We start from the raw sequence: 1,515 nt of genomic DNA, 5'->3' as shown, positions 1-1,515 counted from the left end.
CGGGCTGGCCGTAGAGCAGGACGCCCTTGGGGATCTTGGCCCCGACCGCCTGGAACTTGGCCGGCTCGGCCAGGAACTCCTTGATCTCGTGGAGCTCCTCGACCGCCTCCTCGGCCCCGGCGACGTCGGCGAAGGTGACCTTGGGGGTGTCCTTGCTGACCAGCTTGGCGCGGGACTTGCCGAAGTTCATCACCCGCGAGCCGCCGCCCTGCATCTGGCCCATCAGGAACCAGAACACCGCCAGCAGCAGGATCAGCGGGAGAACGCCGATCAGCAGGCTGGACCACCAGGAGCTGCGGGGCACCTCGTCGGTGAAGCCCTTGGCCGGCGGATGATCGGTCAGCAGCTGGACCATCTCGTCGCCGCGCTGGTCGATGTAGTTGGCCTCGACCTTGTCGTACCCGTCGATCTTGGCGCTCGACTTCAGGGTCAGCTCGACCCGCTGGTCGCCGTCGACGAGCTTGGCGCTGTCCACCTGGCTCTGCTCGATCAGGCTGATGGCGCGCGACGTGTCGATCTTCTTGAACTGATTGGGCGCGAACACGCGGGCCCCGATGATGAGCAGGACCACGAAGACGATCACCCAGATCGCCGGCCCCCGCGTCAGTCGTTTGACGTCCATGCCGTGTGTTCACCTGGAGCCGCTACGGCCCCGACCCTCCTGCTCGTGCTCAATAGGACGACGGTACACCGATGCCCACAGACCTACCTGTGTCAACCCGGTCGGCCGTGTACATCTTGCTGCTTGTCGCCGCTGCGGACGGTCACCCGTTCACAGACCCGGGCAACCGGCGGGCAGCTATGGAGAGGAACGGAGGAGGACCTCCTCCTGTTCCGCCCCTGGTCGTGCTCACAGTTTCGAGGCCCGTGAGCCCTAGCTGGAGTACACGTGCTCCGCCAAGGTGCCCACCACCCGGAGGTTGCGGTACTGCTCGGCGTAGTCCAGGCCGTAGCCGACCACGAACTCGTTGGGTATGTCGAACCCGACGTAGCGGACCTTGAGGTCCACCTTCATCGCGTCCGGCTTCCGCAGAAGCGTGCAGACCTCGACCGAGGCCGGCCCGCGCGAGCTCAGGTTGGCGATCAGCCAGGACAGGGTGAGGCCGGAATCGACGATGTCCTCGACGATCAGCACGTGCCGGCCGCTGATGTCGCGGTCCAGATCCTTCAGGATCCGCACGACCCCGGAGGACTTGGTGCCCGAGCCGTAGGACGAGACCGCCATCCAGTCGGTCTCGAAACTCCGGTGCAGGGTGCGGCTCAGGTCGGCCATCACCATGACGGCGCCCTTGAGCACACCGACCAGCAGGACATCCTGCCCGGCGTAGTCCTGCTCGATCTGCGCGGCCAGCTCAACCAGCCGATTCTGGATCTGTTCCTCGCTGAGGAGAACCTTCTCCAGGTCGGACCCCATGTCTGAGGCGTCCACGAATCTCCCAGGTGCGTTCGGAGGTGGGGCGTCACGCCGGATCCGGCGGAACTTCAGCCTGCCACAATCCGGCGATGGAGGCCGAC

The 1,515-nt window shown here is 65.8% G+C and carries 2 protein-coding genes; both read right to left on the bottom strand.

All coding sequences use genetic code 11. The features are described from left to right. A partial coding sequence (locus ACIBQZ_RS43260) for an ATP-dependent metallopeptidase FtsH/Yme1/Tma family protein (RefSeq protein WP_396094781.1) occupies positions 1 to 622 on the bottom strand: 622 nt, incomplete at its 3' end. 252 nt (positions 623 to 874) lie between these two features. Continuing rightward, positions 875 to 1,429, bottom strand: a complete 555-nt coding sequence (hpt, locus tag ACIBQZ_RS43255; RefSeq protein WP_396094780.1) for a hypoxanthine phosphoribosyltransferase — start codon at positions 1,427 to 1,429, stop codon at positions 875 to 877. Positions 1,430 to 1,515 lie beyond the last annotated feature (86 nt).

The organism is Actinoplanes sp. NPDC049599, assembly GCF_044465625.1.
Classification (GTDB): domain Bacteria; phylum Actinomycetota; class Actinomycetes; order Mycobacteriales; family Micromonosporaceae; genus Actinoplanes.
Note: the sequence above shows the minus strand (reverse complement) of the source record. Positions and strands in the feature narration are given on the sequence as shown.